Annotated in this window: 24 protein-coding genes and 4 tRNA genes; 4 read left to right on the top strand and 24 right to left on the bottom strand. The window is 47.8% G+C overall.

The window, feature by feature from the left end; all coding sequences use genetic code 11:
• Window positions 1-1,876 precede the first annotated feature (1,876 nt).
• Both WC764_03850 and WC764_03845 read right to left on the bottom strand, forming a co-directional pair.
• Window positions 1,877-1,952: transfer RNA gene (locus WC764_03850), tRNA-Thr, on the bottom strand.
• A 134-nt stretch (window positions 1,953-2,086) separates the two neighbouring features.
• A tRNA-Thr gene (locus tag WC764_03845) sits at window positions 2,087-2,159 on the bottom strand.
• A gap of 73 nt (window positions 2,160-2,232) precedes the next feature.
• Here WC764_03845 and WC764_03840 point away from each other — a divergent pair.
• Window positions 2,233-2,301: transfer RNA gene (locus tag WC764_03840), tRNA-Met, on the top strand.
• 203 nt (window positions 2,302-2,504) lie between these two features.
• Here WC764_03840 and WC764_03835 read toward each other — a convergent pair.
• The 20 genes from WC764_03835 to pilM form a co-directional block, all read right to left on the bottom strand.
• Window positions 2,505-3,089 carry a hypothetical protein gene (locus tag WC764_03835; protein ID MFA6006826.1) on the bottom strand — a complete coding sequence of 195 codons (585 nt, stop codon included), beginning with the start codon at window positions 3,087-3,089 and terminating at the stop codon, window positions 2,505-2,507.
• Between the two features lie 7 nt (window positions 3,090-3,096).
• Window positions 3,097-4,548 carry an Asp-tRNA(Asn)/Glu-tRNA(Gln) amidotransferase subunit GatA gene (gatA, locus tag WC764_03830; GenBank protein ID MFA6006825.1) on the bottom strand — a complete coding sequence of 484 codons (1,452 nt, stop codon included), beginning with the start codon at window positions 4,546-4,548 and terminating at the stop codon, window positions 3,097-3,099.
• 2 nt (window positions 4,549-4,550) lie between these two features.
• The gene (gene gatC, locus WC764_03825; GenBank protein MFA6006824.1) at window positions 4,551-4,844 is read right to left on the bottom strand and encodes an Asp-tRNA(Asn)/Glu-tRNA(Gln) amidotransferase subunit GatC; all 294 of its coding nucleotides are present in this window, start codon (window positions 4,842-4,844) and stop codon (window positions 4,551-4,553) included.
• Between the two features lie 65 nt (window positions 4,845-4,909).
• Entirely contained in the window at window positions 4,910-6,991 is a 2,082-nt protein-coding gene (gene ligA, locus WC764_03820) for an NAD-dependent DNA ligase LigA (protein ID MFA6006823.1), read from the bottom strand.
• Between the two features lie 17 nt (window positions 6,992-7,008).
• Entirely contained in the window at window positions 7,009-7,533 is a 525-nt protein-coding gene (locus WC764_03815; protein ID MFA6006822.1) for a hypothetical protein, read from the bottom strand.
• The gene (locus WC764_03810; GenBank protein ID MFA6006821.1) at window positions 7,527-8,093 is read right to left on the bottom strand and encodes a prepilin-type N-terminal cleavage/methylation domain-containing protein; all 567 of its coding nucleotides are present in this window, start codon (window positions 8,091-8,093) and stop codon (window positions 7,527-7,529) included. Before WC764_03810 ends, WC764_03815 begins: the two co-directional genes overlap by 7 nt.
• Window positions 8,090-8,761, bottom strand: coding sequence for a type II secretion system protein (locus WC764_03805; GenBank protein ID MFA6006820.1), 672 nt, complete (start codon window positions 8,759-8,761; stop codon window positions 8,090-8,092). Before WC764_03805 ends, WC764_03810 begins: the two co-directional genes overlap by 4 nt.
• On the bottom strand, window positions 8,761-9,459 hold the full coding sequence (locus tag WC764_03800) for a type II secretion system protein (protein MFA6006819.1): 699 nt from the start codon (window positions 9,457-9,459) through the stop codon (window positions 8,761-8,763). Before WC764_03800 ends, WC764_03805 begins: the two co-directional genes overlap by 1 nt.
• Entirely contained in the window at window positions 9,456-10,301 is an 846-nt protein-coding gene (locus tag WC764_03795; GenBank protein MFA6006818.1) for a prepilin peptidase, read from the bottom strand. The genes WC764_03800 and WC764_03795 overlap by 4 nt, the downstream gene beginning before the upstream one ends.
• A 36-nt stretch (window positions 10,302-10,337) precedes the next feature.
• Window positions 10,338-10,769, bottom strand: coding sequence for a hypothetical protein (locus WC764_03790; GenBank protein ID MFA6006817.1), 432 nt, complete (start codon window positions 10,767-10,769; stop codon window positions 10,338-10,340).
• A 130-nt stretch (window positions 10,770-10,899) separates the two neighbouring features.
• A complete protein-coding gene (locus tag WC764_03785; protein MFA6006816.1) occupies window positions 10,900-11,355 on the bottom strand; it encodes a type II secretion system protein in 456 nt (151 codons plus the stop codon).
• Between the two features lie 53 nt (window positions 11,356-11,408).
• The gene (locus WC764_03780; protein ID MFA6006815.1) at window positions 11,409-11,882 is read right to left on the bottom strand and encodes a type II secretion system protein; all 474 of its coding nucleotides are present in this window, start codon (window positions 11,880-11,882) and stop codon (window positions 11,409-11,411) included.
• Between the two features lie 136 nt (window positions 11,883-12,018).
• Window positions 12,019-13,227, bottom strand: coding sequence for a type II secretion system F family protein (locus tag WC764_03775; protein ID MFA6006814.1), 1,209 nt, complete (start codon window positions 13,225-13,227; stop codon window positions 12,019-12,021).
• A 54-nt stretch (window positions 13,228-13,281) separates the two neighbouring features.
• Window positions 13,282-14,346, bottom strand: coding sequence for a PilT/PilU family type 4a pilus ATPase (locus tag WC764_03770; protein MFA6006813.1), 1,065 nt, complete (start codon window positions 14,344-14,346; stop codon window positions 13,282-13,284).
• Between the two features lie 42 nt (window positions 14,347-14,388).
• Window positions 14,389-14,766: a response regulator gene (locus tag WC764_03765; protein ID MFA6006812.1), complete on the bottom strand. Its 378-nt coding sequence runs from the start codon at window positions 14,764-14,766 to the stop codon at window positions 14,389-14,391.
• Between the two features lie 31 nt (window positions 14,767-14,797).
• Window positions 14,798-16,357 (bottom strand): GspE/PulE family protein, encoded by a 1,560-nt coding sequence (locus WC764_03760; GenBank protein ID MFA6006811.1) that lies wholly within the window; start codon window positions 16,355-16,357, stop codon window positions 14,798-14,800.
• Window positions 16,354-16,689 carry a hypothetical protein gene (locus WC764_03755; protein MFA6006810.1) on the bottom strand — a complete coding sequence of 112 codons (336 nt, stop codon included), beginning with the start codon at window positions 16,687-16,689 and terminating at the stop codon, window positions 16,354-16,356. Before WC764_03755 ends, WC764_03760 begins: the two co-directional genes overlap by 4 nt.
• Before the next feature lie 63 nt (window positions 16,690-16,752).
• Complete coding sequence (pilO, locus tag WC764_03750; GenBank protein ID MFA6006809.1) at window positions 16,753-17,301, bottom strand: type 4a pilus biogenesis protein PilO; 549 nt, start codon at window positions 17,299-17,301, stop codon at window positions 16,753-16,755.
• Window positions 17,302-17,362: 61 nt separating this feature from the next.
• Window positions 17,363-17,983, bottom strand: coding sequence for a hypothetical protein (locus WC764_03745; protein MFA6006808.1), 621 nt, complete (start codon window positions 17,981-17,983; stop codon window positions 17,363-17,365).
• 52 nt (window positions 17,984-18,035) lie between these two features.
• On the bottom strand, window positions 18,036-19,166 hold the full coding sequence (gene pilM, locus WC764_03740) for a type IV pilus assembly protein PilM (protein ID MFA6006807.1): 1,131 nt from the start codon (window positions 19,164-19,166) through the stop codon (window positions 18,036-18,038).
• A 104-nt stretch (window positions 19,167-19,270) separates the two neighbouring features.
• Between pilM and WC764_03735 the strand changes: the two genes are divergently transcribed.
• Window positions 19,271-19,924, top strand: a complete 654-nt coding sequence (locus tag WC764_03735) for a phosphoribosyltransferase family protein (GenBank protein MFA6006806.1) — start codon at window positions 19,271-19,273, stop codon at window positions 19,922-19,924.
• 12 nt (window positions 19,925-19,936) lie between these two features.
• Here WC764_03735 and WC764_03730 read toward each other — a convergent pair whose 3' ends face one another.
• Window positions 19,937-20,614 carry a transposase gene (locus WC764_03730; GenBank protein MFA6006805.1) on the bottom strand — a complete coding sequence of 226 codons (678 nt, stop codon included), beginning with the start codon at window positions 20,612-20,614 and terminating at the stop codon, window positions 19,937-19,939.
• A 378-nt stretch (window positions 20,615-20,992) separates the two neighbouring features.
• Here WC764_03730 and pepQ point away from each other — a divergent pair, with 378 nt between their 5' ends.
• Together pepQ and WC764_03720 are read left to right on the top strand one after the other, a co-directional pair.
• Complete coding sequence (pepQ, locus tag WC764_03725; protein ID MFA6006804.1) at window positions 20,993-22,330, top strand: Xaa-Pro dipeptidase; 1,338 nt, start codon at window positions 20,993-20,995, stop codon at window positions 22,328-22,330.
• 50 nt (window positions 22,331-22,380) lie between these two features.
• A tRNA-Ser gene (locus tag WC764_03720) sits at window positions 22,381-22,467 on the top strand.
• A 5-nt stretch (window positions 22,468-22,472) separates the two neighbouring features.
• On the opposite strand, the gene WC764_03715 is transcribed toward WC764_03720, so the two are convergent.
• Window positions 22,473-23,312, bottom strand: a complete 840-nt coding sequence (locus WC764_03715) for a DUF1189 family protein (GenBank protein MFA6006803.1) — start codon at window positions 23,310-23,312, stop codon at window positions 22,473-22,475.
• Window positions 23,313-23,316 lie beyond the last annotated feature (4 nt).

The raw sequence follows: 23,316 nt of genomic DNA, 5'->3' as shown, positions 1-23,316 counted from the left end.
ATCCGAAAAGCAAGGAACATTTTTCTTTGGTGTCCGCCGAGGCTCTACGAGGCGGTGGCGGGGCGGGCTTCCATTGGTTAGGAATTTTTGATAAAGTAGGTTCGAGCGAAGTCATAAAGACACTCCAGTTTTGTAGAAAAAGATACAGAAGCACCCAAAGCGTGGGCGGCACGAAGTGCCGCCCATTGGTTTTCGCCTGATTTTGTGGGGGGATTCGGAAAATTCGGCGCGCTTGCGCGCACTAATTTGTTTTGGAGGAGGAGGTTCGAAATCCAATGCAATTTTTCCTAATTATTTGCTTTGCCATACAAAAAGAATTTTTGCTATAATGCGTATATGGAAAATGTCTCTCCCAAAAAATTCTTTTTGTATGCTCGCAAGTCTACTGATGTTGAGGACAAGCAGGTTCTTTCGATTGAAGCACAACTCCAAGAATTGCGAGACTATGCCAAGCGAGAGAATATTGAAATATCCGCCGAGATTGTGGAAAAACAATCTGCGAAAATTCCCGGTCGTCCGATGTTTAATAAAATGTTAGACGATATTGAAGAACTCGGCGGAAATATTCTCGCTTGGCATCCGGATCGTCTCGCTCGCAATTCTGTTGATGGTGGACGAGTAATTTACCTCCTCGACACAGAAAAACTTGCGAGCTTGAAGTTTCCCACTTTTTGGTGCGATAGCACATCGCAAGGAAAATTCATGTTGAATATGGCTTTCGGGCAAAGCAAATATTATGTGGACTCTCTTTCCGAAAATACGAAACGAGGGTTGCGCCAAAAGGTACGGCGCGGCGAATATCCAAGTCTCGCTCCTGTGGGATATATCAACGACTCTCGAACAAAAACTGTGATAGTGGATAAAAAGACCGCGCCGATTATTCGCCACGCGTTTGAGCTGTACGCGCAAGGCAACCAAACACTGCAAGGTATCGGAGAATATTTTGAGCGCAACCACCTCGTTGCAAAAAATGGAAAGAGAATCCACATTTCCCGCGCGACCTTTATTCTTTCCAATCCGTTCTACTACGGACATTTTCGGTATAACAGCGAAATATACGAAGGCAGGTACGAGCCAATAGTGGCAAAGAAACTTTGGGACCTTGTGCAAGAAGTGATGAAAAGAAGAAGTCGTCCGCGACACAAACAGAAAAATGAACCGCAAGCATATTGCGGACTCCTTTCTTGCGCGTCATGTGGAATGCAAATCACTGGCGAATACAGGGTGAAGACCCAGCTCAACGGCATGCAACATTTCTACACTTACTATCACTGCACCAAGAAATCGAAAACGCAAAAATGTCCTGAACCCTGTATTCGCCAAGAATCTTTGGATGCGCAAATTTCATCACTTCTTCAAAAAGTTTCTTTGCCACAAGATTGGGCGGACTATCTAAACGGAAGACTTGAAAAAGACAAAGTGGAATCCGCCCAATCCGTTTCTGCTTTTGTTGAAAAGAACGAAAAAATGATTACGGATATCACAGCGAAGCTCCAGCGACTTTTAGACGGCTATTTAGACCAAGACATAGACAAGGAAGTATATCGTGCTGAAAAATCAAAATTACTATCCGAAAAAAAGTCGCTGGAGGAGGAAATATCTCGTAATCAACAAAAGCAGAAACATTGGCTCGAACCGATGGAAAAGTGGATAAAGGACGCGGGAAATATGGAAAAAATTGCATTGGATAGCAACCTTTTTGCTAAAAAGGTTGCTGCCAAAGAAATCTTTGGCTCGAACCTCCTCCTCCAAAACAAATTAGTGCGCGCAAGCGCGCCGAATTTTCCGAATCCCCCCACAAAATCAGGCGAAAACCAATGGGCGGCACTTCGTGCCGCCCACGCTTTGGGTGCTTCTGTATCTTTTTCTACAAAACTGGAGCCATCTCCCGGGTTTGAACCGGGGACCTACGGTTTACGATACCGTCGCTCTACCAACTGAGCTAAGATGGCTTATTTTCAAGAAACGGGAGCCGTTGAGCAGGATAGGTCACGCATAATTTTCTGCTGAAAATTTGTGCGACCCCGCCTCCTGCCGCCGCAGTCCGGCCTTCAATCCTGCTGGACGCTTCGCTACTCCCTGCGGGAGCCGTTGAGCAGGATTGAACTGCTGACCTCGTCATTACCAATGACGTGCTCTACCAACTGAGCTACAACGGCTTGTTATAAAAGAACGTCTGGCTATTCTACTACGTTTTGAACAATTTCTCAATCTGTGCTAGAATTCGCATCAGCGGGGAAGTGAAACGGTAACATGTCAGGCTCATAACCTGAAGAAGCGGGTTCAATTCCCGCCCCCGCAACAAAAAGCCACACCGCCTCTGGGCGGTTTTTGGCTTTTTGCGGGGAACGAGCAAACTGCTTTGCTCGTGGCGGAATTGAACGCCGGAGCTTAGAACTTTCAGTAGAAAGTTCTGCGAGGCGGTGCCTAGACAAAACTTTGCGACGGCAAAGTTTTAGTTGAAGGAAATTCCCGCCCCCGCAATAGTAAGAGCAAGGTCTATTCTATATCGCCCGGAGTTCATGCAAGACTCTTTCGTATCTTGCGATTGTCTTCTTTATATCATGAACGTTCGGGTCGAACTCGGCCTCATGCGCTATGCGGTTGCGGATTTTATGAGCCTCCCAGGCGTCATCAAGCCACGGAGTGGTTTTGGCATCGAAATTCTTAAGTCTCTCGCCAAGGTTCTCACCCGGGATATTCCCCGCCTGCAAAGCATCGTCGAGTAATTTATCCGCTTCTATTATCGCCACCTTCCTGTCTGATGGATTATCCGACTCGGCAAAAGACAAGACCGACTTCCACTTCGGATTTTCTTCTTTGGTTGTTGCCGCCTTATTCTCTTGCGATTGATTATAGAGTGCCCACTCGTATTCGATATGATACTGCCGTGTCTTGATCAGCAGATAAGCAATCGCCCAGATAAGCAATGCGGAAATTAATATGGAAGCGAGAATAAATACAGAAGAATAAGAAAAAGTGTGGGCCGGCACGACCGGCAAACTTGGGGTATTATGCGTGAACGAATAAAAAAACTTATAGATCTGATAAAACAGATACTCGAGGTTGAGCGAAACAAATTCCGGCATTCTCTAATTATACCACTTCGCCCAAAAATTGCTTACCGAGTGTGAATAAGGTTGATTCGGCGAAGTGCGGAGCGGTGAGATGCAGTCCTACCGGCAAATCTTTATCTTCTCGCTTAACCGTTCCCATCGGGACAGACATCGCGCAAACTTGGGCGACATTTGCGGAGACGGTAAAAATATCCAGGAGATACTCGGCAAGCGGGTCATTAGCATTGGCACCGAGTTTGGGAGCCGGCGAAATACCGGTAGGCGTAATGAAAGCGTCTACTTGTTTAAAAACGTTGATGAATTCTTGCTTGATAATCTGTCTTACTGCAACGGCTTTATTGTAATAGGCGTCGTAATAACCATGGGAGAGTATATAAGTTCCGAGCATAATTCTCCTTCTGGCTTCTGCACCAAAGCCTGCTCCGCGCGTCTTAAAATAATCTTCAATACCGTTCTTGCCGTCTGCGCGCAAGCCGAAGCGCACGCCGTCGAAACGTGCGAGATTTGCCGAAATTTCTGCGGGTATCAGTATATAATACACTGCTAACGCTTTGTCGATATTCGGCAGGTCTATATCTATTATCTCGTGTCCGAGTTCGCGAAGCTTTTTCTCTGCTTCGTTAAATTTTTCTATAACATCTGGCTCGACGCCCTTGCCTGCCTCGCCGGCAGGCGGGCCGACGAATGCGCGAGGGATACCGATGCGCATTTTCTTTTTGTCATTCTTTACTGCGACATTATTATAATCATACGTTGTAGAATCGAGCGAATCTTTACCCTTTATCGCATTGAATAAAATCTCTGCGTCGCCAACAGTCTTGCCTATTGGTCCGACTTGATCGAACGAGCTCCCCATAGCGATGATGCCATAGCGCGAAACTGCACCATATGTCGGCTTGAGCCCGACCAACCCGCAATAACTTGCCGGTAAACGCACCGACCCGCCCGTGTCTGTCCCAAGCGAGACAAGTGCCATATCTGCGGCAACAGTCGCGCCGGAGCCACTGGATGACCCACCCGGTACGCGCGTCTCATCAAGTGGATTAAGTGTTGGCCCATAGGCGGAATGTTCGCCGGATGATCCGTGGGCGAACTCGTCCATGTTGGTACGGCCGGTGATAACTACGTCTTGATTTTTTAATTTCGTTACCACCGTTGAGTCATATACAGCGTGATGACCTGCCAATATTTTCGATGCCGCGGTGGCCAGATGGCCTTTGTATAAAATAATATCTTTAATGGCGAGCGGGATACCGGCGAGATCAGAAATTTTGTCGCCTCGCCCGATCTTGACATCAACCGATTTGGCTTGGTCTGTCGCATCGTCGAAAACTTCGAGATAAGCATTCAGTTTTTTATTCCTCTTCTCTATATTCTCGCGATAGGCGGAAAGAAGCTCAACGGCCGAAAAGTCTTTTTTTAGTAAAGATTCGTGCGCTTTTTTAATTGTGAGAGATTTTAGATCTATCATATCTATCTGTCTTCGAATATAGGTTTTACAGAAAAGTAATCGCCCTCGCGCTTGGGCGCATTGGCAAGGATAGCGTCTTTATATTCACCGGATTCGTGCGTAGCCACATCCTCGCGCATTACGTTGATAAGATCGGTATTTGGGGTAGCGCCTTCTTCTTTTGTGGCCAAGCTGGTTATTTGGCTTACATAACCCAATATAGACTCCATATCTTTTTGGAGCTTAGCCTTTTCATCTTCAGATATCTCGATGCGGGCAAGCCTCGCAAGGTTATTTATATCGTCTATTGTAAGCATGGGTATTTGATTCCAGAGGTTGAACCTTTTGGGTGCTTAAGGTTCAACCTCTTCCAGTCACTATATCATATTCCCAACATCTTGAGAAAGTCCGATTCTGTAAGTATATTAACCCCGAGCTTCTTCGCTTCATCGAGCTTAGACCCCGGGTTCTCGCCGGCAACGACGTAGTCGGTATTCTTGGATACCGATCCCGAACTTTTACCCCCGAGCTCACGGATTTTTTCCTTTGCCGCTTCGCGTTCGAGAGACGCGAGCGTGCCGGTCAGTACGAATGTTTTTCCAGAAATCCCACTCGCGGAGGTCCGACCTCCGACTTTCGGAGGTCGGACCTCCGACTTTTCGACATGGATTTCTTCCAACAAATCATTCACCAGTTTCCTGTGCTTTTCGTTGGTAAAGTAATCTAAAATAGATTTGGTAACCACATCACCTATGCCATATACTTCATTAAGTTCAAGTTCGCTTGCGCGCGCAAGCTTTTCTATACTGCCGAAGTGTTCGGCCAAATCATGAGCCGTCTCTTCACCGACATCATTAATGCCAAGAGAAATTATAAAACGCGCGAGGGATATTTTTCTTCTTTCGTTTATTGCGTTTATAAGATTCTCTGCCGACTTCTCCCCCATTCTAGGCAATGATTCTATATCAATCTTCTTAAGTTTAAAGAAATCCGTCGGCCTTGAGACCAGGCCATTCTCTACGAGCAGATCGATAACCTTTGGCCCAAGGCCGTCTACGTCGAATGCCGTCTTCGAAGTAAAATAGTAGAGACTGCGACTGTTCTTGGCATCACAACCAGAGTTCATGCAACGGGAAGCAACGAATGCTTCATCCCGTTCAACCATGCCGCCACAGACCGGACATTTCGACGGCATTTTGAAAGACTTCTCCTTTCCGGTGCGAAGCTCGGTTAGTACCGACAAGATTTTCGGTATCACGTCGCCGGATTTCTCCAGTATCACACTGTCACCAATTTTAAGCCCCAGTCTTTTTATCTCATCTTCATTATGTAGCGTAGCGCGCGAGACAGTAGTCCCCGCAACACTTACGGGCTTCATTATAGCGACCGGCGTAAGCACGCCCGTCCGGCCAACCTGTACGACAATATCTTCGACAATAGTCGTCACCTGTTCGGCCGGGAATTTGAAGGCGATAGCGAAGCGCGGGCCCTTACCGGTATAGCCGATCTCCTCCTGTTGTTTACGCTCATTCACCTTCACCACCACGCCGTCTATCCAATAATCTTCTTGCTCTTTGTGCTTTTGCCAATAATTCCAATACTCTATAACCTGATTTATATTCTTGCATTCTTTGAAATGCGTATTTACCTTAAAACCGAGTTTGTGTAATAAGGCAAGTTCACCGGCTTGGGTGGCAGGAAGCTTCTCGCTTGTTTTATCAATATCATAAACAAAGTTAGAAAGTTTGCGCGAGGCTACAACCTTTGAGTCTAATTGTCGTATAGTGCCGGCGGCAATGTTGCGCGGGTTGGCATAAAGCGGGAGCTTTTGTTTTTCCTGTTCTCTATTTATTCTGATGAATTCCTTTTTACTCATCCAGATCTCGCCCTCGACTATTATGTCTATCGCCTCTTCGAGCACTAGTGGGATAGCCTCGATAGTTTTGATATTCTGCGTTACATCCTCGCCCACAATACCGTCGCCGCGCGTGACGCCCCGCACCAGCTTGCCCTTCTCATAAGTCAGCACGATATGGAAGCCGTCTATTTTGAGCTCGGCAGTATAACCATAACCGACCTCACCCCTACCCCTCTCCGAAGGAGAGGGGTTCTGATTCGCGTTTGTTCCCTCTCCTTCGGAGAGGGCTAGGGTGAGGTTTTTTTTCACCCTTTCGTCGAAAGACTTTATTTCATCTTCATTGAACGCGTCGGATAGCGACCACTGCGGTACTGCATGTTTTACTTTAGTAAATCCGGGCAGAGGCTTGCCGGATACGCGTTGAGACGGCGAGTCAGACATGAGCAAACTTGGAAATCGGGTTTCCAGGTCAACCAGCTCATGCATAAGAGAGTCACGCGCTTCGTCGCTTATCTCTGCCTTGTTCTCGACATGATACAAATAACGGTGCCGATTAATCGCCTCTCGCAGTTTCGTTATACGTTCTTTTACCTCGCGTTCTGTCATATCAGACCATACTACTACTAACCGCCGGCGGGGACAATATTGGTGCGAAGTTTGAGCGAACGTTCTACACGGCGGGAGTTCGTTTCAACACCACATGCTGTATTATATCCTCTCGAGTCTATAACCATATAGTTAGACGCGGACTTATATACCGTGACTTTAGCACATGACGGCGCAGGATTATTGATAGTCATATTGAATGTAGTTGTTGCGCCTTCCAAGCCTCTATCATACACAAGATCTAGAATATCGCTCCCGTCGCATTTAGGCCTAGTATTATCGCCATCAGCATCAGCTGTGGCATAAAATGCTGAGTCGGCACTTTCAGAATACAAAGCGCATTCGAGACCGGTCTGTGCGTTGTAAAACGAAAATTCTGACTCACGGCCGATACCGGACAGGATAAGCTCTTTATATATTATCGTAGAGATACCGAGCCCAATAGAAAGCATGATAGACGACACGAACATGGCGAAGAGAAGGGCGTAGCCACTTTGGGTAGGAGTTGGGAGATAGGAGTTAGGAGTTTGGGGGGTTACCATGTTCGTTCAAATAAATTTTCTGTCAGTTCTATTGTACGCGGACCATATCCGCGGCGCCAAGTGACTATAGAGTGGATTTTATATTCTTTGTCAGCCACAATTTGTTCAACGGTTATCGAGCGCGTGAAAATAGATGGGGCGTTTGTTCCAGAGCAATAAGCTTCGGCAGTCCCGCCAGTACTTGGATAACAGTAAAGGCTGTTTTCGGAATCATAGTTAAGCGCCAAACAGGGATCATTATCGCAATTAGCAACGAAGTAATTATTCGTAGCGGGTGTTGTTATCATGTCGATGCCGCTCACTGAGCAGGGATCACCGGTAACACAATGAGTGCCATTAATACCCGTATATAGGAGCGCGATTTCGGCAATGCCAAGAGTATCACGATAATTGCGCATGATTTCCAGACCTTCTTGTGCTAGGAATGTCGCGACGATTTGGTCTTTAATATAATTCGCCTGCGCCAAGCTCTGGCCGGCCAAAGCAAGCGGGCCGACCGACGCCATCACGATAATAGCAGTAGCCACCAATGTTTCTATGAGTGAAAATCCTTTCTTCATTTTATATATTGCGAAATAGTCGTCTCGATATTGAACGGCGTATTGATGTTTATTCTCTCTATTTTAATCGTACCGTTAATAGTAATAAGGACCGACGGATAGCCGTTAACACCTTCGGCGTTATGGACATAGAAACGCAGGCTCTTTACATCAATCTTGGGGTCGGTAAGAGGCTCGAAGCCGCTGAATCCTCGGCCGTTCGTGTTGTCTTTATAATACATGATGGTCCCCTTCTGACCTTCTCGACACATGCCCGTAGTCGAAACCGGCTCTATATTCTCGCCATTTAAAGCGGGACTGCATTCCATGCGATATATAGTCGGCACACCTTCACCGGTGCTGACATCGTCGGTTGCCATAAAAGACATGGCGGTTGCGAATCCGGAACTGTCGCATGGCCGTGTTTGGAAATAAGGAAGGTTGCTCGTTGCATCGCCGCAGTAGTAGGTATTGCCGGTGCGAATTTTGCGCGACATGTTCTCTACCGCGCCGTGCAGGTTGTCGATAATGGCGCGCACTGCCTGCGCCTTGCGGCTTGCATCCTGGATGGTAATAATAGCGCCGATAGCAACAAGCATCACGACGGTGATGATAGCCGAAGAAACAAGCACTTCGACGAGTGTGAAGCCGCGGGCAGTTTTTAGTTTGTAGTTTGTAGTTTTTAGCATTACTCTGTCGCTATTTGACCCGTATTCCAAATTATCACCTTTTTATACGTCCCCAACCCGTCACCAATGAATATCGCGGCATTGTTGTATCTGCAAAACCCGTCTAAATCGGGCAGCACGTCTCCACTAGAGTCGCACTGGTTAATACCTTCTTTAAGCGTACCGGTAATAATAGCCTCAGGATTTGGACGATGAAATACGATATTTAACTCTTTCGAAGTATTAGCTGTAGCTAGATTCTCTGGATGTTTTGCCGCATCTTCACAATCTGTGCGTACTGCGGGACCGCTATTATTTGTGTAGTGATAATTTCCGCATACAAGTAGAATTTTATTTTTACCTCCTTGGATTAAATTGTTATTCCCTGGCACTATTAAATCGCCAGAATCGTAAATATTGTCTGAATCGTTATCAGAGAAGAGCGGATAGCTTTGAGTATCATTAATATAAACCCCATAGGCTGTTGCCAGCGTGCCTATGTCTTGAGATCTGATACTTATACCATGCACTTGCGCTTCACGGATAGCCAAGGCGACGTTCTGCACCAGCACATCACGGCTTATCTTGGTGTTAAAGTCCGGATAGTTCGCGAGGACGATGCCTGTCATGATAGTAAAGATAGCGAGGGTGACCATGAGCTCGATGAGGGTGAAGCCCGAGCGAGTTGAAAGTTGAAAGTTGAAAGTTGAAAGTTTCATACAATCAGCAAATAGAACAAATTAAGTTGGGAGAATAGCACCAAGAAGAATGCGATTATCATAAACGGCGCGAATGGGAGCTCGCTTTTCATTGAGTGAAACTTGCCACACAAGGCAGTCTTCTGCGGGCCCCAGAAGACTGCCTTGTGTGCCCTTATGCGTTCGTACGCCATGAGGAGCAGGCCGAAGCCGGCACCTACCCAGAACGAGATGATTATGGCCGATAAGTTCTCTGCCCAAGGCAAGAAGAGGCTCATAGCAAGCGCAAGCTTGCCATCGCCCAGACCCATCCAGGTGCCTTTAGAGAAATACCACAGCGAAAAGAAGAAGAAGAAAATCAGAATGGCAGAGACAATGTCTGCTATTGCGCCGGCTGTATCGAAGGGCGTGCTATTGCGCAAAATAAGCATAATGAAGCCAAGGCCAATAAAGGCATAGGCAATGCCGTCAGGGATAATCTTATGGCGAAGATCGTAGACGAAGATGATTATCAAGAGACAAGTGGCGATGAGATTGAATACTAACAGGAGTTGGGAGTTAGGAGATAGGAGACCTGCCTCGCCGGCAGACAGGTAGGAACATACGAATAAAATGCCGGTGGCGAGTTCGACCAGCGGATACTGGGGAGAGATCTTACTGCCACAGAAGGCACAGTGGCCACGCTGGGCGATGAAGGAGATAAGCGGGACGAGGTGATGCCAAGCGAGCGTCGTGCCGCAAGAGAAGCAGGCCGAACGGCCTTGCAAACTCTTACCAGTGTTGTAACGGAGAATGACAACGTTAAGAAAGCTACCCATGACCAGGCCGAAAGCGAAGAGAAATATGAGCAGTAAGCCGTCCATACGATATCAAGATTATATCACAAAATTAAAAAGACCTTAGGGGAATACGCAAGCACCGGCGCCATTTATGGCAGAGCCCGTCTTGGCCGTCGCACCGGTGCTATCGACGCACCAATATTCACTCCTCGACTTGAGCTGTACGCGTACCGCCCAGACTTGAGACGGCCCGTCTGTCACGACACAATCTCCCTCACCTCCGCCGGCAGATAATGCTCCTTTGAGCGCAATCTTTACGCTCTTGTCGTCTTTAAATATCGTGCCGGCACCGGCGTCCGGACACGAACCGACAAACGCCGTGCCATAGTTCTTGTTCATATCATAATAGAGCTCTGCCGCCGTACGGATAGTGTTAAGATTTTTTATCACGCCGGCGTCTCCGCGCCGGCCACCCACGAGCGCCAACAATACTCCGCCGACGATTATAATAACAACGATAGCCAAGAATAATTTAGGTGCAGTCATAGCCATATCATACCGTATGCACGTTAATTTCATAGTGGAAAAACAGTCGCCTCCTCGGCGACCCGCCGGGGAGGCGGGTGGAAAACAAAAAAGTCCCTCTCGGGACTTTTTTGTTGGAATATCTAATTATACCGGATTACTGACAAACAGCTCCTGTTGTCGGCAATGCTGTCGAGGTTGAGGTCGCATTACCAGTGCTGTCAACACACCAATACTTGGTCGTATCGGCCTTGAGCTGTGCCGAGATTGCCCACGCCGCTGCCGGAGAGGTTACCGATGCACAGTTTACCGTACCGCCACCCGAGGAAGCTGCAGAGGCTATTGCGTTCTTGACGCTTGAGTCATCAACGAACATTGTGCCTGCGCCGGCCGTAGAACACAGCGCCGGAGCAAAAGCTGTGCCGTAGTTCTTCGGACCATCGTAGTACACTTCTGCTTGCGTGCGGATAGATGCCAAGTTGTCCTTGACGCCCGCATCACCACCTTTCGATCGCGCACTGTTGAGCGACGCTAGAACCACCGAGGTCAAGATGCCGATGATGGCGATGACCACGAGGAGCTCGATCAATGTAAAACCTTTTTTGTTCTGCATAGAATCTGTTAAAACTTAATAATAATTGTTAATAATATTTTCGACTATGAAATTTATGATGCGGGACAGGCAAAAGGGCTCGCCGGAGTAAAATTTGCCCCAACTATCACATTAGAATTTCCTTCACTGTCAACACACCAAAAGTCAGTTGATTTTGAGCGCAGCGGCACTGCAATTACATAGGAATCAGCGTCAGCCCCGCACTTTGACCCTGAAGCGGTAGTGTTCGAGTTACTAAAGGCATTGGCCAAAATCTTGGCACCTTTAGTAGTTCCAAACACATTTGTTGCGGCAGCTGCACCACACGTCACTATTGTCGCCGTGCTATAAAGCTTATTGCTAGTCGCCGCACCGATCGTATCGGCATCAAGTTCCGCCTGGGCACGAAACTGTTGAAGTGCAGATTTAATTGCACCGTCAGCTCCTTTCGTCCTAGCGCTAGTCAACGATGCCAACACCACTGATGACAAAATGCCTATTATCGCTATTACAACGAGAAGCTCAATAAGTGTAAAACCTTTCTTCATATATGTGCTTGATTATAGGGCTAATGTTTAAAAATGCAAGGAGGGCGCGGGGATAACTGGTTTCGGACAGAATTAGGGAATTTTAGAATTTGAGAATGATTCTTTAATTCTATAATTCCTAAATTCTTTAATTCTGTTAACTGATACTAGACGTAATGTTATAAATCGGACCCAATACGGAGATAAGGAGGAAGCCGACGCCAAGGCCGAGCGCTATAATCATAATCGGCTCGATAAGGCCGACGAGCGTGTCTATGGCGGTATCTACCTCGCGCTTATAAAAGCGCGCCATCGTCTTAAGAACGAAGCCGAGCTTGCCGGTCTCTTCACCGATGCGCGACATCTGGATGATGATAGACGGTATCTCCGGATGGCGCGAGAAGGCTTCCGAGAGCGGGCTACCGCCCTTAACATCCTCCATCGTGTCGAGCAAAACTTTTTTATACACATCATCCCCCACCACGTCCGCCGTAATCTCCATCGCGCGCACCATAGAAATGCCGGAAGATAGCATTGTGTCCATGTTGTCGGCAATGCGTGAGACGTAGAGCTTGCGGTACAAATCGCCCAAGTACGGGATGTTCATCTTGAAGTATCCATAAGCCGTTTTGCCAGCCGGCGAGCGAGTATAGTACCAGAGGCCAAGGCCGGAGATAATGACTATGACTAGCAGGATTAACCCGTCGTTAACGAGTAGATCGCTCATCCAGATGACCATTTGGGTGTAGAACGGCAACTCTTGGCCGGAGTCCTTCAATATAGATGCGAGTTGCGGGACGACCACAATAAACATGAGGAGCATCACTATAATAAAAGAGAGGATAACGAACGCGGGATATAAAAGAGCATTACGCGTCTTGGACACTATGGCATAGTTGCGCTCGAGATAGTCTGCGAGATATTCGAAGGTCTCTGAAAGCTTGCCCGACTCCTCGCCGGCACGGATCATGCTGACGTAAAAGGCGGTGAAGACATCGGGGTGGCGACTCATCGCGGCGGATATTGACATACCGCCCTGGATGTCGTCTGTCATCTCGGAAAGCTTGGCACGCAAAGGGCGGCTCTCGGATTCGGCGGCGAGGAGCTTGAAGATATTGCCGACGGGGACCTTGGCCTCGAATAGCGTGGAGAGCTGGCGGGAGAGAATGACGATATCCTTGAGTGCCACGCGATCGAAGGATGGGATCAACTTCGCCAAGAAGCCGGCCTGATTGGCTGGCTTGATATCTATAACCAGCAGATTGCGCTGTTGTAGTGTGGCGATGGCGCTATCCATACTCCCCGCCTCGATGTTGCCGGTCTGCTCACTGCCTTGTTGATCAGATGCTTTGTAGGTGAATAACATAATTTTGTACAAGAGAGTTCAACTTTCTGTATACAGAGAGTTGAACTCTCTTGTTCAACCTAATCTTTGCTGTAATCCTTGCGTGTTAAGTGAATGTTTATACGCGTTCTCGATAGTTATCTCCCCTCGGCGGACAAGCTCGGCCAAGGATTGGTTCATTGATACCATGCCTTGCTCGGCACTGGTCTCGATGACGAGATTCACTTCATTCGTGCGCGCCTCGCGGATAAGATTGGAGGTGGCGCTGTTGTTGATCATAAGCTCATAAGCCGGTACAAGCCCGCCTGATACGCGCGGGATTAAGCGCTGAGAAAAGATAGCGATGAGCGAGCTCGAAAGTTGCATGCGAATCTGCGCCTGCTGGTCGCCGGGGAAGGAGTCTATGATACGGTCGATGGTCTGGGCGGCACTGTTGGTGTGCAACGTAGAGAGCACAAGGTGGCCGGTCTCGGCGGCCGTCACGGCCGTGGCAATCGTCTCGGCATCACGCATCTCGGCGATCATCGCCACGTTCACATCCTCGCGGAACATGGAGCGCAAGCCCGTTTTGAAATCCTTGGTGTCGAATCTGATTTCGCGCTGGTCTATTATGGACTTGTCTTCAGTGAAGACGTACTCGATAGGGTCTTCGATGGTGATAATATGCTCGGCGCGCTCGGTGTTGATTATCTGCACCATCGAGGCGAGAGTCGTAGACTTGCCTTGCCCGACAGAGCCCACAACCAAAAAGAATCCTTGCTCTTTGAACGCGAAATCTTTAAGCGATTGAGGTAAAAATAGCTCGTCCATTGTCTTAATCTTGGACGGGATGAGGCGTAGAGCCGCGCCGATCATTCCTTTTTGGAAAAATGCGTTACAGCGGAAGCGTTCACCACTCGCGGTGCTGTAGGAGAAGTCGATGTCTTTATCTTTCAAGAAATGCTCTTTGTCGTCCGTGGGGATAAGCTCCATGACGAGCCCGGCAGAGTCCTGCGCCGTCAATTCCGGCTTCTGGACCAATGGCACCAGTTCGCCCGAGACACGGATGGTCGGATGGCGGAGTGCCGAAATGTGCAAATCGGAAGCGCCTTGGGTTATCACTATCTGGATGAGATCTAGGAGTTCTTTTTTATAGTCCACGGTAGTTAGATTAAAAATCTAATATCAAATATCAAAATTTAGCTATTTGCCCAGAATCTGGTTAACCTTCTGCACCACTTCTGACGGTGTTGAGCTTGCTTTAATAATGTATCCGGCGGCGCCGAGCGCCATCCCCTTCTCTATATCATCTTTCTGGCCGAGATTGGAGAAGACTATTATTTTGGTGCCGTTTGCCAGATTCTTCTTTTTCATCTCTTCGAGAAAGCCGAAGCCGTCCATGCCCGGCATGACGAGGTCGAGCAAGATCACATCCGGATGATAGCCACCGACAATATTAGAAAGAGAGTCAGAGGCGTTCTGACTTGTCTCGATGTCGAAGTCTTTGCCGGAGAACTTCATCGCGTACATATCCAAAAGGAACTTGTCGTCGTCGATGATCAGAATTTTTTTATTAGGCATAAGTCTTATTAGTCTTATAAGTCCTATTCTACTACAGTCTCATTGCTTCCTCAAAGGGGACAATCCCCTGAAGCATTTTAAGCAAGGCGTCCTCGCGCATGGTAGTGTAGCCCTTCGCTCTTGCCGATTTATAAATAATCTCCTCACCGCTGTTCTTGAGTATTGAAGTTTGAATATCCTGATCAATTTCGAGCACTTCAAAAGCCGCCAAACGGCCTTTGGTACCGTTTGCACAGGTATTGGACGGCTTCGCCTTATATATAGAGTCGTATTTCATAAATTCGGCGCGATATTCGGCCGGCAGGTCGGATAGCTGTTTGTCTATTATCATTCGCGATGCTTCGTCTATCACACGCTTATCCTTTTCTTCACACAATGTACGGACGAGACGCTGACCCATCACGAGAATAAGAGTCGGCGCAATAAGGTAGGGGTCTACGCCCATATCCATAAGGCGCGAGATAGCGCCGACAGAAGTGTTGGTGTGCAACGTAGAGAGCACAAGGTGGCCGGTCAAGGCCGCCTGCACGGCGAGCTCGGCCGTCTCTTTATCGCGGATTTCACCCACCATGATAACGTCCGGGTCTTGGCGCAAAATAGAGCGGAGGCCGGAGGCGAAAGTGTATTCAATCTCGGGGAAGACTTGCGATTGGTTAATCCCCGCCACGTTGTACTCGATAGGATCTTCGAGACTAACGATATTACTCCCCTCTTTATCGAGCGAGTTAAGCATCGCGTAGAGAGTCGTCGATTTACCGGAGCCCGTCGGACCGGTAATAAGTATCATGCCGTATGGCCGCTCGAGGGCGCTTTGAACTTTCTTGAGGTCGTTCGGGCGCAACGCTATCTGGTCCAATGTGCGCACTCCCTTATCCGTGTCCAGAATACGCAACACCACCTTCTCGCCGAAGAACGTGGGGAGGGTCGAGACGCGGAAGTCCACTTTGCGCCCCTCAATCTTTGCGGAGAAACGGCCGTCTTGCGGTTTGCGCTTTTCGTCAAGTTTGATGTTCGAAAGTATTTTTATACGAGCGATGACTGCTTCGTGCACCACCTTTGGCAAGAAAAGACTGGTATACATCACACCATCAACACGGAAGCGAACGCGCACCTTCTCACCCAATGGCTCTATATGCACGTCGGAAGCGTTGCCGTCGGTGGCATGTTGGATTATGGAAGCGACAATTTTCGTTACCGGGGCGTCTTCGATAATGTCTACGGTAACCTTATCCGACATGCTCTGGTCAAGCTCATGCGAGAGCTTCTCTCTGTCCCCGAACTCGGAACCAAGCTCGCCAAGCGCCTTGTCTATTTCGCCGGAGATGCCTTTGTAATTCTTGAGTACCGATTCATAATCCTCTTTATTGATGCGATATAATTTATACGGCAAACCTATTTTTGAGGCGATGAAAACAATGGCGTTCCTTGCCTCTAGATTCTCCGGATCCACCATACCAATCTCCAAAACATTGTCCTTAAGCCCTATCGGCACAAATGCGTAAAAAGCCGCCGATTCTTCAGGGATGTATTTAAGAACATCGAAAGACACCTTAACGCCCTTCAGACTGATTGTAGGTACATCGCTGTTCATCTGCGTATCGACGTCGTGCCGACTTCATTCCCGATAGGCGCGAACGGATTCGAGCGTCCAAGAGGTTCTTGAGGTAAAGTCACGCTTTCATCTATCAAGCTGTTGAAAACACGATCATCAAGCGTCGAAGTAGAAAGACTGATGTTCTGGAACTTACCGAGAACAACCAAGAAGTCGCGGCTCGCAATCATCTCTGGTGTATCTGTCGCGCTAGGCCCGGGGATTGACACATCGCCGGTACTGCTCCCGCCGACAAAGTAATAAATCGCGAAACCGAGAGCGGCGATGATGAATACTACTATGACTCCGGTGATTATCTTGTTGCTTTGCATGTTTTTAAAATTTTGTTTTCGAGGTTCGACCTTGAGCATCCAAAAGGTCGAACCTCGGAACCCTTATTTTAGCCAGTAGGTTTTAATCTCGAAATTATACTCGTACGACTCCTTTTCTCCGGCAGTGAAGGTAAGACCGGTAATATCGATGAGGCGGAGGCTGACCTCCAAATCATTCAAGAACTGCTTGAGCGCGGAATATGGGCCAGTGACGGTGAAGTTGAGAAAGACTGTGCCATACTTCTTGGTGTTCGGGCCTATCTTGCCGCCGGTCATTCCGTCGTCGGTGCGCACTTTGATATTGCGCAATGCCATGTTCGAACCGTACTTAAGCGCGATATTGTTCACGTCGATAATAAGCTGGACGTTGTCGATAGTGTCGGGGAGAAGCTTATTCAGATTGTCTATCTTGTCACTCGGAATGGCTTGCTTGGCCGCAAGGAGATTGTCCTGGATCTTTTTAATTTTTTTTGCGTTATCGAGGGCATCGTCAATGGTTTTCTTTTCTTCCTGCTTCGTCTGAAGCACACCCATTGCGGGCTGTGTCAACGCGAAGAAAAGCGCTATCGCGGCAATGACTAGGGCTATTGGTATTACAAGTCTGGTTATCATTATGTTTTTGTCTTGAAGGTTCAACCTTTTGGATGCCTAAGGTTGAACCTTTGAGTCATTATTATTGGAGCAATCGATTTTCTCTGTATGAAATGAACTTCGGATCTAGATTAGCGGAGAAGTTAAATACAACATTACCTGTTTGGTCGAGATTCAAGTCCGAAAATAAAACGTTCTTTACATTAGGAATACCGGCGAACTTCTTCGACTGGAGTGCGACCGGAACGTAATTGTTGAGGTCGGTGTAGCTCCGAGCTTGGCCAGCCATTTTTACTGCTATTTTACCGTCATCAGCCAGGCCATATTTAAATGAAGTGAAGCGGACTGTCTGATATGTTGCTATTTCTAGGTCGGCATAGAGATTAAGTAAGCTCACATGCTGATTCAGGAGATGCTGGGCGGTGCGGAGCTTGAGGTCGAATCGGCTTATCTCGTTCAAGGCGTTGCCAAAATCTTTTCGCACATCTGCGAGCTGGGCCTTGGAGGTGTCGATATTGGTCTGGACGTTATTGGTGTAGAGCAAGACGCCGCCGAAGGCGATAGCCGACGCCAAGAAAACGATAACCCCGATGAACATAAAGATGCCGACTGGCGCTGTCGAAGGCTGGGTGGGCGCGTACGGGCTGCGCTTGGGCAAAAATGAAGGGGCTTGAGAAGATTGTTGTGGTGCTTGGAAATCCATGGGGTTAAAAATTTCTAGTTTCGACTTTCGAATTTTAAGTTTTAATTTAAAATTACTGCAATTCTTTTAAAGCGACTCCGACAGCGACTGCGAATGATGGTCCTGCTGCAGCCAGCATCGGATCAAGGAAGGCCGGCGCTTGGACCTTGGCGAAGGGATTGGCCGGAACAAGACTGTTGTCGAATTGGCTGGCGGCAAGCTCGACAAGGCCTTTAAGCGAAGCTCCGTTGCCAATCAGAAACATATTGGATACGACTCGGCCATACTTTTTATGAAATCCGGAAATAATCCGATTGACTTCATAAAATATATATTCAAGTATCGGATTAACCACCGGGCTGATGTTCTCTGTATCTCTCCCCAATATGCCTACCTTGCGCTTAAGCTCCTCGGCTTTTACGAAAGAGAGATTGAGCGACTTGGAGATGGCGAGGGTGATATCTTGCGAGCCTTTGTTGATAAGCTGTGACACTCGCACAATACCCATGTCGATGATGTAGACCTTGGTTGATCCGGCACCGAAGTCAAGGATTACTTGCGGAGCAGGGCTCTGCACGAATGCCGACCGCACAGCGCTGAAGGTCTCGACTTCGAAGATCTTCGACTCCAGACTTGCTCCCTTCATAATCTCTTGATACTGCGAGATCGTCGTATTATGAATCGCTGCGAGCAAGACCTCTACGCTCTTTGCCTCCTTCGGCTTCTCCGATAATACGCCCGGCTCATCAATTTCTCGCGGGGGGATTGCCCACCAATCGAGCGCAACTTCCGATATTGGTACGGGAATATATTTGCGCGCTTCGATAGGCACCACCTGGTCAAGAATACCTTCGCTCTGGACGGGTATCTCGATCAAGGTAATCATGCTCGACTTGAGCGGGATGGCGAACGCGGCGCGATTCGTCGTGATATTCGCCTCGCGAAAAAGATCTTTGAGCGCTTCGATAATTTTGCTCGTCGGGAGATTGGTCGCTTGACCAATCTCGAGCCCGGCGTAAGGGCCGAGGGCAATCTCACCGTATGTCTCAAGCAATGCTTTGCCATGCTCTTTGCGGAGCTGGACAGCCTTGATACTGGAGCCGCCGATATCGATACCGACAACACTTGAATTCTCTTGTTTGAAAAGAGCTATCTTGTTGCCGCCGGAGATATTCTTAAAGAGATCGCTGAAGAAATTCGCCATGCGGACTATTTTACATCATTGTAGCAAAAATACGATAGAACTCTTATACTGTTATCCACAGTCGCCTCACTGGCGACTTCCGCCGAAGAGGCGGGAAAAGTCATATGCTAAATTTTTTACTGAATATTTTATTTGAAGAGCGTTGCGTCGGTTGTAAAAAGTCCGGCTCACCGCTCTGCGTCGCGTGCGCATCAAGCGCCGAGCCGGCGACAGAGCCGAACGACACGGATGTCTGGAGCGCCTACGCCTTCCATGACCCGGTCATCAAGAAGTCTCTTCAGAAGTTGAAGTATCATGGCAAGAAGATAGTAGCGGAGTCGCTGGCCGAGGCACTCTATGACCGCGCCCTGGAGACGATTGGTGAGAAGCGCCTATCGTGGGGCCTGGGGCAGGGAGAGAAGATAATTATAATCCCGGTGCCTCTATCGGCGAGCCGCTTTGCCGAGCGCGGTTACAACCAAGCCGAGCTTATAGCAGAAGCATTTATAAGGCTCGACAACTCTATGTCCTTTAGTGTCCTTAATGATGTCTTATATAAAAATCGCGATACCGCATCGCAAGTGTCCGTAAAGGACAGGGGCAAACGTTTGCGAAATATAATCGGAGCTTTCGAAATAAAAAATAAAGAGAAGATACTTGACAAGTGCTGTATTCTGATTGATGACGTTACCACGACCGGCGCAACCCTTGCCGAGTGCAGAAAGGTCTTAAAAAAATCAGGCGCAAGAGAAGTCTTCGCCATCACCGTCGCGCATTGAGTCACTTGGAAGCTAAGCTTCCAAGTCAGTATCCGAGTCTTCCTTTATCAGCATTTCTAATTCTTTTGATTCTTGTTTGTGGTCTAACATGAGGTCGAGCGAATCTTCCGCAAAAGCTTCATATTCTTTTTTGTTCGCAAATTGTTCAAGAATTGTCTTGGGTACAGCAATGCCTTTCCGCGCTGTCGTATACTGTTCCAAGCTGGTTCGCACAAAATTTCTAACATCTTCTTTGTTATACCGATGAACCTTAAAGTTCAAGTTAACATACGCGCTTACGTGCAGTAGGTAGTCATTATCATCTATGTATTTTGCTTTAAAAGTGCCTTGAAATAATGACCCTGTTCGTTTGTATTTGTGATTGAAGTATTTCGTGTACCCCGTACCAAAACGGTGCAGAAATTTCGGAATACCATTTTCCAACTTTTGTTGCAAAAGCAAATGGAAATGATTCGGATTCAAACAATACGCCACTATATCAACAAGCTTGCGTGGCTTTTGTGTCGATTGTGTAGCCTGATTTCCGAACTGGTTTTCAAAGATACTTCCTATCGGGTCCTCTACATTAAATTGTGTCAGGCTCTCCATGAACCTGATTACATCGTACGCATCGGAAACAATCCTACGTTTTTCTACGCCCCGATTAAATATATGATAATACTCGTCTTCGGCAAATTCGATATTTCTCACACACTAATTCTAGCACTTGGAAGCTAAGCTTCCAAGTGAATAAAACGTCAGGCCCTCGATATGTTCCGAGGGCCTAAACGCCAATACCTATGACAACCTAGCTCCGGGCTGGATCGTGGGAATTAGGAAACCATTTTATTGAGGTTTCGCCGAGTATTCTGTTTGCTCTCCCCGCACGCCAGCCCTCTAGATACAAGACTCCCGCACTCACAGGACGAAAGTCTTCGAGCCCATCCTCATACCCTGCAATCCACGGATCTTCATTTCTCAACACGAGAGCCACCTCCTAAGATCGGCCTCTGTATCCATGCTCATGATACACATCTGTCATACTAATTGCAATATCAGACCATAATCAGATATGTTATAATCCCGAATATGAATTCTATTGAATCTTTATTCCCTGCTCATATCGGGCCTCTTACGCAAAAAGTCGGCGGGATTTTGCGCAACTATAATTATGGCGCTCTTGCAATTCATTCCGGTACGCCGGCGTTCTACCATTCTGACGATCAGGAAATTACTTTTCATACGCTTCCTCACTTTCGCCACTGGACTCCATTACTCGGACCAAATCATATTTTGATTATTACGCCGGATGCTAGGCCGGAACTTATCATCGTGGCACCGGAGGATTATTGGTATGAACACACTATGTGGGACGATCCGTTTTGGGCAAATGAATTCAATATCACGCACGTTGGCAACACTAAAGCGGCGTGGGATATTTTAGCGGGGAAAGTCACCGGCAGAAATAGCGCGTTTATTGGCGACGAGACTGCCTCGGGGACAGCAACGGGCCACGGGATATTGCCACAAAACAGGAATCCGAAAGAATTACTGGAGAAACTTGACGAACTCCGCACGGTAAAATCCGAATATGAAGTGGCTTGTATCGAGAAGGCAAACAAAATCGCCGCGCTTGGCCATGCACGGGCTTACGATGCGTTCTTTGCGGGTGGTTCTGAACTCGACATTCATCATGCCTATCTCATTGGCACGAAACAGGCAGAGGCTGATCTACCCTACCCCATTATTACCGCACTTGATAGCAAGTCCGCCATTCTGCATTATCAGAACAAGCGCGAAGAAAGAAGTGGTGCGATCTGTCTGCTCGATGCTGGCGTATCACACCTCGGCTTTGCGTCTGACGTAACGCGTACATGGGCATCACCCAAAGCCGACGGTAGATTCGTAAGCATAATCTCGGCATTAGATACGTTACAAAAAGAACTGTGTGAGAAAGTTAGACCCGGCGTACACACGCTCGAGTTGCATTATCATGCGCATTTCAGCATCGCGCATATTCTCAAATCGCATGACATTATATATAAAGAGGGCGATGAGGCGATAAGTGCTGGCCTGACTTCTACATTCTTCCCCCACGGTATCGGCCACTTCCTTGGCATCCAAGTACACGACGTCGGCTCGAGCAATGCAGAAAATAAAGATGACAAGCTTGCCGAACTCTTCCCTAAGCTCCGCACCATGCGCAAATTGGAACCGGGAAATGTGATTACAATAGAACCGGGCATTTACTTTATCCCGATGCTACTTAAAAAACTAAAAGAAAGCTCGGCAAGCAAATTTGTAAATTGGGAATTGGTAGAAGCACTTACCCCATCCGGCGGAATCAGAATAGAAGACAACGTGTTGGTGACCAAAGAAGGCCACCGCAATCTGACCCGCCAGTATTTCGAACAACTTGATAAGTAAAAGAGAAAGTAGATTTTAGCAGTTTTTTTTGCTATGCTGACGCTTCATTAGGAGGGTTCGCATAGTGGTCTAGTGCGCAGTCCTGGAAAGACTGTGGGTGGGAAACCGCCCCGAGAGTTCGAATCTCTCACCCTCCGTTTTTTTACTTCGCTTCTCGCAAGTTTACCCACACAACACCCAATAGTATTATAGTAAAGACGAATGGCACTGTTGCCAATGTGCGCGGATCACCAGTGACTGCTGCGAGTACTAGGTTTATGAGTATCGGCAATGTTGCCGCATGGACTGTTAAGCGGTAGGCATGCGCATAATTTGCCGGCAATTTGCGCGCCTTAAGGAGGAGGTAGACGAGCACGGCTGCAATCAAGAAGTAACCGAGACGAGCGACTCCCCAGAGCAATATTACAGCAAGCAAGATGACAAAGATGACGATAGGAAGTTTGTCGCCATAACTCATCATTTTATCAATGAACGAAAGGTAGGTTTCTTGCGTCAAGACCAAATCGCTCGAATATGCTTGGAATTCAAGAGCGCCGGCTTTATCGTTATTCTTTATCACCATCAGCCCATCCTTGGCAATGAGAGCCCAAGTATCGAACGAACGGAATTTGTCCGGGTCGGCCTTCTCATGAGTATCGACGACGACCAAATTTTGCGTCGTAGTGGCGCCGAAGAATTCCTGCATCTCCTTCGGCATTTTAATAAAGTAGGGTTCGGCAACGTTCGACGCCGCGCTCCCCGACTTGATGGTTACCACGAGCTCCTTCGGATAGACATTCCTGATTACCGGATCCGCCTTGCCCAAGAATCCGACGATCATCGGGCCTAAAATTGCGGTGTAACCCAGCCCGAGCAGTAAGGCGACCAGAACGATAAGCCCGAAGTAGTAACGCAACGACAACCAAATCGATCGCCCTTCGAGCTCTTTATAGAACTCCGGGTTATAGACACTGTTCTTGATATTCTTAAAAAATTTGAGCATGTTA

This window comes from Candidatus Paceibacterota bacterium, from assembly GCA_041660505.1.
In the GTDB taxonomy this organism is placed as follows: Bacteria; Patescibacteriota; Minisyncoccia; order Phycocordibacterales; family JACRKE01; genus JBAZWG01.
The sequence above is the reverse complement of the archived record's forward strand: the minus strand, read 5'-3'. Positions and strand labels throughout refer to the sequence as shown.

Excerpts from the sequence above, each read along its gene's own strand:
- WC764_03835 (MFA6006826.1), bottom strand. The coding sequence starts at position 3,089 with ATGCCGGAATTTGTTTCGCTCAACCTCGAGTATCTGTTTTATCAGATC.
- gatA (MFA6006825.1), bottom strand. The coding sequence starts at position 4,548 with ATGATAGATCTAAAATCTCTCACAATTAAAAAAGCGCACGAATCTTTA.
- gatC (MFA6006824.1), bottom strand. The coding sequence starts at position 4,844 with ATGCTTACAATAGACGATATAAATAACCTTGCGAGGCTTGCCCGCATC.
- ligA (MFA6006823.1), bottom strand. The coding sequence starts at position 6,991 with ATGACAGAACGCGAGGTAAAAGAACGTATAACGAAACTGCGAGAGGCG.
- WC764_03815 (MFA6006822.1), bottom strand. The coding sequence starts at position 7,533 with ATGGTAACCCCCCAAACTCCTAACTCCTATCTCCCAACTCCTACCCAA.
- WC764_03810 (MFA6006821.1), bottom strand. The coding sequence starts at position 8,093 with ATGAAGAAAGGATTTTCACTCATAGAAACATTGGTGGCTACTGCTATT.
- WC764_03805 (MFA6006820.1), bottom strand. The coding sequence starts at position 8,761 with ATGCTAAAAACTACAAACTACAAACTAAAAACTGCCCGCGGCTTCACA.
- WC764_03800 (MFA6006819.1), bottom strand. The coding sequence starts at position 9,459 with ATGAAACTTTCAACTTTCAACTTTCAACTTTCAACTCGCTCGGGCTTC.
- WC764_03795 (MFA6006818.1), bottom strand. The coding sequence starts at position 10,301 with ATGGACGGCTTACTGCTCATATTTCTCTTCGCTTTCGGCCTGGTCATG.
- WC764_03790 (MFA6006817.1), bottom strand. The coding sequence starts at position 10,769 with ATGGCTATGACTGCACCTAAATTATTCTTGGCTATCGTTGTTATTATA.
- WC764_03785 (MFA6006816.1), bottom strand. The coding sequence starts at position 11,355 with ATGCAGAACAAAAAAGGTTTTACATTGATCGAGCTCCTCGTGGTCATC.
- WC764_03780 (MFA6006815.1), bottom strand. The coding sequence starts at position 11,882 with ATGAAGAAAGGTTTTACACTTATTGAGCTTCTCGTTGTAATAGCGATA.
- WC764_03775 (MFA6006814.1), bottom strand. The coding sequence starts at position 13,227 with ATGTTATTCACCTACAAAGCATCTGATCAACAAGGCAGTGAGCAGACC.
- WC764_03765 (MFA6006812.1), bottom strand. The coding sequence starts at position 14,766 with ATGCCTAATAAAAAAATTCTGATCATCGACGACGACAAGTTCCTTTTG.
- WC764_03760 (MFA6006811.1), bottom strand. The coding sequence starts at position 16,357 with ATGAACAGCGATGTACCTACAATCAGTCTGAAGGGCGTTAAGGTGTCT.
- WC764_03755 (MFA6006810.1), bottom strand. The coding sequence starts at position 16,689 with ATGCAAAGCAACAAGATAATCACCGGAGTCATAGTAGTATTCATCATC.
- pilO (MFA6006809.1), bottom strand. The coding sequence starts at position 17,301 with ATGATAACCAGACTTGTAATACCAATAGCCCTAGTCATTGCCGCGATA.
- WC764_03745 (MFA6006808.1), bottom strand. The coding sequence starts at position 17,983 with ATGGATTTCCAAGCACCACAACAATCTTCTCAAGCCCCTTCATTTTTG.
- pilM (MFA6006807.1), bottom strand. The coding sequence starts at position 19,166 with ATGGCGAATTTCTTCAGCGATCTCTTTAAGAATATCTCCGGCGGCAAC.
- WC764_03735 (MFA6006806.1), top strand. The coding sequence starts at position 19,271 with ATGCTAAATTTTTTACTGAATATTTTATTTGAAGAGCGTTGCGTCGGT.
- pepQ (MFA6006804.1), top strand. The coding sequence starts at position 20,993 with ATGAATTCTATTGAATCTTTATTCCCTGCTCATATCGGGCCTCTTACG.
- WC764_03715 (MFA6006803.1), bottom strand. The coding sequence starts at position 23,312 with ATGCTCAAATTTTTTAAGAATATCAAGAACAGTGTCTATAACCCGGAG.